The following is a 1,893-nucleotide window of genomic DNA, read 5'->3' as shown; positions in this document are numbered from 1 at the left end:
AACCACCCCCGTCGAAGGGCGAGTCGGAGCAGCCGCCGCCTTCGAAGGGCGAGTCGGAGCAACCGCCACCGTCGAAGGGCGAGTCGGAGCAACCACCCCCATCGAAGGGCGAGTCCGAGCAGCCCCCGCCCTCGAAGGGTGAGTCGGAGCAGCCGCCGCCCTCTAAAGGCGAGTCCGAGCAGCCGCCTCCGTCAAAGGGGGAGACCGAGCAGCCGCCGCCTTCGAAGGACGAGGGAGAGCCGCCATGCAAGGACGAGCCTGGTCAGCCGCCATCTAAGGGCGAGTCGGAGCAGCCGCCACCGTCTAAGGGTGAGTCGGAACAACCTCCGCCTTCCAAGGGTGAGTCGGAGCAGCCGCCGCCCTCGAAGGGTGAGGATGAGAGGTCCGGGGAGCCCAAGCAGCCCTGTGACGATGATGTGCAGGATTCGCTGCGGAAGGATCACCGGGACGACATCGATCAGACCGGTGGCCGTCAGGTGATCATTGTGGACGGGACGAAGGTCGTCTCCACGCCCCTCAACCAGCCGTCGGACGAGTATCTGGCCTGGTTGAGCGAGCACATGCAGGAGATTCAGCCCGTCGACAATCCAGCCGGGCTGGACGGTGTGTACATCACCGCCAATGGCGACGGGCCGCAGCCCAACGGCCCAGCCGGTCTGGTGCAGCCGATGGAACCGACGGTTCCCTTCGCCCCGCCCCAGCCAGGGCTGGCCCCCGGCGACCCGTTGGGCGAGTACATCGGCACCCCAGCCGACAACCTCACCGAAGAGCCCCCGCTCTCCTCATCCGGAGCCAACCCGTCCGGATCCGGCGACAGCTCAGGTGCAAGCAACCCCTACGGAACGGCCAATCCAAACGGAACCGCCAACCCCTTCGGGAGCGACAACGCGTCCGGCTCGGCCAGTGCTTATGGGAACGACAACCCGTCGGGGTCGGCTGGCGCTTACGGGAACGACAACGCGTCCGGATCGGCCAATGATTACGGGAGCGGCAATCCGTCTGGGTCGGCTGGCGCTTACGGGAACGACTACCCGTCCGGGTCGGCCGGAAGTGACAACTCGTCCGGGTCGGCCAACTCCGCGAGATTCGCCAATCCGGATCCCACGCCTGGCGGCAACGGAGGCATTCCGACCGAGAACCTCCCCGGAGAGCCCCCGCTCTCGTCTTCCGGATCGTCCGGATCTCCCGACATCATCGGCCCCACCCCACCGTTGGGCCAGGGCGAACCTTCAGCCATCGGAGCAGGCGGCGACATCCCCGCCCAGAACCCCGGCCCTTCGCAGGACACCCCGAACCAGAACCCCGGCCCCGCCCAGGATTCCCCGGCTCAGGATTCGCCGCGCGGCCAGGACCTGCGCCCCGGCGATGACCCCTCGCGAGCCCAGGAACGTCCACCGTCCCAGGACTACCCACGCGATCAAGACTCCCCATCCGGCCAGAATCGCCCGGCCGGCGACGACTGCCCGAGCCCAGGAAATTCCGAGAACAACCCCGGAAGCTCCGAGAACAGGCCTGGGAACTCCGAGAACAGGCCAGGAGCCACCGAGAATCGGCCAGGAAGCCCCGAAAGTCGTTCCGGCGGCTACGAGGGCGCGACCTCAGGAAGCTACACGCTGGCGTCGAACTCCTCGGAAACAGTCATCGACCCGCGTGCCCTCGCGGCGCAACAGCCGGGCGACGTACTCTCCGCCCCCGCGAACCAACTGGACGACGAAGCCCTACGAGCCCTGATCGCCCTTCACGAGAACATAGGCCCAATGGACATGCCGAACATGTCCGGCAACTCCGACTGGGCAGGTTCCCTAGACCCCGAGCCGATGCTGCTGATCGGCAACGGAGAAGAGATCGATCCGCGTGCGTTGGCGGCGCAGCAGCCAGGGGACGTGCTCTCAG

1 protein-coding gene is annotated in these 1,893 nt (G+C 67.2%); it reads left to right on the top strand.

The features are described from left to right. Positions 1–416: 416 nt before the first annotated feature. Positions 417–1,893, top strand: a 1,477-nt coding sequence (locus Aph01nite_RS40835; RefSeq protein WP_204046466.1) for a hypothetical protein, incomplete at its 3' end; no start/stop codon positions are given.

Origin of the sequence: Acrocarpospora phusangensis (assembly GCF_016862995.1) — a bacterium.
Lineage (GTDB): Bacteria > Actinomycetota > Actinomycetes > Streptosporangiales > Streptosporangiaceae > Acrocarpospora > Acrocarpospora phusangensis.
This window is presented reverse-complemented; position numbering and strand designations above follow the sequence as displayed.